The following is a 3,603-nucleotide window of genomic DNA, read 5'->3' as shown; positions in this document are numbered from 1 at the left end:
TTTATAATATATTTATCTTCAGTATTTTCATATTCACGCCATGTAGGTACAATAACGAATTTTTCACCGATATTAAGAATATCGAAATAATCTTTCCAAGAATTTTCCCAATCACTATCTTGAATAATAGTAGTTTCAATTTTGAAGAAATCTCCAATATTGATATTTTCACCTAAAGCAAGAAGCTCAGCTTCAAAACGTTTGAAAGTTTCCTCATCAAAATTTAGCTCATTAATGTATCCTTTAACGACAACTCCGACTTCAGGATAATCAGCAGGACTAAGCTCAACGATAGTACCGAAATCATCATGTAAGTTCTCCTCAAGAGTAGTAGGATCTTCGATAGCAACCCCAGTTGAACCATAATCAAGAAGAATAGACTCAACTATTTCACTAGCTTCATTAGTAGTATGAATTGTAATTTCAACCCAATTTTCCATTTTATACCTCACAAATATTTTATTTTTACATATTAACTAGAGTATTCTAGTAATCTACATACCTACACATATTATACTATTTTCAATATTTAAGCAACTAAAAAGGTGGGGTAGTTGTTAATATTTCGAGTGTAGAATACACGAGGAAATATTAGCACAGTAAAATTATTCTAAAAATTGTAGAGAAATATAAAATTAGAAAATATGTATGGCAAGGACGTAGTGGCTTATCTCTATAGCTGAGGCTTAAAGTCATTTTTATAAATATTTTTTAAAAAAGAAGTTGACATATTTAAAATTCGATGTTAGACTTATACTTGTATCAGATACGAGAACAAGTTAAAAAGTTGAATAAAGACAGTTAAAGGAGAAAAATATGGATACAAAATTTTCAGTAGCATTACACATACTAATATATATTTCAGAAACAGATAAAGTAGTTTCTTCGGAGCTACTAGCTAAAAGTGTTAATACAAATAGTAGTCACATAAGAAAAATTTTGGCAGTGTTAAAAAAAGGTGAACTAATAGAAAGTCAACAAGGAAAAACTGGAATAACATTGGCAAAAGAGCCTAAAGACATTACATTATCAGAAATTTATCAAATCATTTATCCTGATAAATACTTAGTAAATATCCATGAAGGTGCTAATAAAGAATGCCCAGTTGGTTTAAATATCGAAAACTTATTACAGCCAGTATTTAATGAAGCACAAGAAGCTTTTTATAAAAAACTTGAAAGTAAAACATTAGAAAAATTAATTAAAGAATTATACATAATAGGAGAAAAATAAACAATGAAAGCAGCAGTACACACAAAATATAATAAAAATAATATAGAACTTGAAATTAGAGAAGTAGCAGTACCTACAATAAATGAAAATGAAGTGTTGGTAAAAGTTACAGCAGCAGGAGTAAATCCACTAGATAACATGATTTCACGCGGAGAAGTGAAGATTATCGTACCTTATACACTTCCACAAGTTGCAGGTAATGAGGTAGTAGGTATAATTGAACAAAAAGGAAGTAATGTAGCTAATTTTGAAATTGGAGATAGAGTATTCTCTAGATTACCATTAGATAAAATCGGAGCTTTTGCTGAATATGTAGCTATTAATCAAGATGCAATCGCTAAAGTACCAGATTATCTAACTGATGAAGAAGCAGCAGCTGTTCCATTAACAGCATTAACAATTATGCAAGCTTTAGAACTTATGGGGGCAGAATCAGGAAAAACAATCTTCATCTCAGGTGGAACAGGTGGAGTAGGTGGTATGGCTATTCCTATCGCTAAAGCAAAAGGATTAACAGTAATCACTAATGGTAGTGTAGAAAATAAAGAACGTGTTGAAAAATTAGGTGTTGATCAATTCATCGACTATAAAACAACAGATTACACAACTGTACTAAAAGATATCGATTACGTATTGGATACTCTTGGAGGAGCAGAAACTGAAAAACAAATGACTATTATGAAATCTGGAGGTAAATTAGTGTCACTAAGAGCGATGCCAAATGGAAGTTTTGCTAAACGTATGAACTTAGCTTGCTGGAAACAATTCATCTTAGGTTTAGCTGGAAGAAAATTCGATAAAATGGCAAATAAATATGGAGTATCATATGACTTCATTTTCGTAGAGTCAAATGGCAAACAATTACAAGAAGTAGCTGACATTTTCACAAAATTAGAAATTAAACCATCTGTAGATACTATATTTGACTTTAAAGAAGTTAATAAAGCATTAGATAAAGTAGCAAATGGACGTTCAAGAGGTAAAACAGTTTTAAGTTTTAAATAATATAAAAATATAGAAATAATAGAAGAGTGCGACTAGAAAATAATGGTTTCTTAGTAAAATATTTTTCAAGTCGCTCATATTATTTCAAAATATCAACAAACATAATAAAGTTAGGAGACAATCATGTCATATATAAATAAAAGAAATGAATACATTAATGTTAATGGATTAAAAATAGCATATAGAGAAATTAATAAAGGTAAATCAGAAAGACCATTAGTGATGTTAGTACACTTAGCGGCGACAATGGATAATTGGGATCCGAAATTTATCGACCTAGTAGCAGAAAAACATCATATTATTTTATTAAATCTACCAGGAGTTGGAGGAAGTGAAGGAAAAGTAGCTACAACAATTCCAGGGATGGCACAACAAGCTATCGACATTATTAAAGCATTAGGTTATAACAAAATAAACCTACTTGGATTATCAATGGGTGGAATGATCGCTCAAGAAGTAACAAGATTAAATAATGACTTAGTAGAAAAATTAATATTAGTAGGAACAGGACCAAGAGACGGGGAAGGAATCGGAACTGTGACTAGTACTACTTTCAAATTCATGCTAAAAGCAGGATTAAATAGGGTAGATCCTAAGAGATTTATCTTCTATAACCACGATGAAAAAGGAAAAATTGAAGCGAATAAAGTACTAGATAGATTAGCAAGTCGTAGTAAAGAAAATGCAGATGCCGATATGAAAGTTCCTAGCTTCTTAAGACAATTAAAAGCAATCAAACGTTGGAGTACTATAGGATATGACGATTTAAAATTTATTACGCAACCTACACTAATCGTAAATGGGGATAAAGACTTAATGGTACCTACTATTAACTCATATAACATGCATCAAAAAATAGAGAATAGTAAATTAATAATTTATCCAAATGCAGCACACGGATCATTATTCCAATACGCAGATGAATTTTCAAAAGAGTTAATAGAATTTTTAGGAGAATAAGATGACAAACTAATTAAAAGTAGCTTGTTAGAAAGTAATTATACTTAAGGCGCATGGTTTATCAGCTTTAAAACCTAGAAGAACAAAGTAGCATTTTAAAGAGAGAGTGATTCGAAAGTCGATTTGTCGAGTTATCCCTAACTAATATAAAAAAATAAATATATATTCAGCCTAGAGCGATTAGAAAATTCAATTATAAAAATTAATGATTTTTCACTCGTTCTAACATTTTTTACAAAATCCTTGACAATGACGGTTGTTTAGTATAATATAGACTAAGTAAACCGTAATATAAAATATTAGTAGAGAGACTTTTATTTCATGTTTTTTTAGAAGAGAGTTTAATCCCAAGGCTGAAAGATTAAATAATAATGATTGAAATAAGCAACACTCTTTATAAAACCG

The 3,603-nt window shown here is 30.1% G+C and carries 4 protein-coding genes; 3 read left to right on the top strand and 1 reads right to left on the bottom strand.

All coding sequences use genetic code 11. The features are described 5' to 3' along the window. A partial coding sequence (locus RWN11_RS07650) for a 50S ribosomal protein L11 methyltransferase (RefSeq protein ID WP_314161137.1) occupies nucleotides 1-440 on the bottom strand: 440 nt, incomplete at its 3' end. A gap of 376 nt (nucleotides 441-816) precedes the next feature. On the opposite strand from RWN11_RS07650, the gene RWN11_RS07645 reads away from it, so the two are divergent. The 3 genes from RWN11_RS07645 (at nucleotide 817) to RWN11_RS07635 (ending at nucleotide 3,198) form a co-directional block, all read left to right on the top strand. After that, the gene (locus tag RWN11_RS07645; RefSeq protein WP_314161136.1) at nucleotides 817-1,233 is read left to right on the top strand and encodes an Rrf2 family transcriptional regulator; all 417 of its coding nucleotides are present in this window, start codon (nucleotides 817-819) and stop codon (nucleotides 1,231-1,233) included. A 3-nt stretch (nucleotides 1,234-1,236) separates the two neighbouring features. Next, on the top strand, nucleotides 1,237-2,238 hold the full coding sequence (locus RWN11_RS07640; protein WP_314161135.1) for an NADP-dependent oxidoreductase: 1,002 nt from the start codon (nucleotides 1,237-1,239) through the stop codon (nucleotides 2,236-2,238). A 123-nt stretch (nucleotides 2,239-2,361) separates the two neighbouring features. Next, nucleotides 2,362-3,198: an alpha/beta hydrolase gene (locus tag RWN11_RS07635; RefSeq protein WP_314161134.1), complete on the top strand. Its 837-nt coding sequence runs from the start codon at nucleotides 2,362-2,364 to the stop codon at nucleotides 3,196-3,198. The last annotated feature ends 405 nt before the right edge of the window (nucleotides 3,199-3,603 follow it).

The sequence above is a fragment of the uncultured Gemella sp. genome, assembly GCF_963519265.1.
GTDB lineage: Bacteria > Bacillota > Bacilli > Staphylococcales > Gemellaceae > Gemella.
Note: the sequence above shows the minus strand (reverse complement) of the source record. Positions and strands in the feature narration are given on the sequence as shown.

What these genes read in the sequence shown, in the direction of transcription:
- RWN11_RS07645 (WP_314161136.1), top strand. Translation starts at nt 817, where the DNA reads ATGGATACAAAATTTTCAGTAGCATTACACATACTAATATATATTTCA.
- RWN11_RS07640 (WP_314161135.1), top strand. Translation starts at nt 1,237, where the DNA reads ATGAAAGCAGCAGTACACACAAAATATAATAAAAATAATATAGAACTT.
- RWN11_RS07635 (WP_314161134.1), top strand. Translation starts at nt 2,362, where the DNA reads ATGTCATATATAAATAAAAGAAATGAATACATTAATGTTAATGGATTA.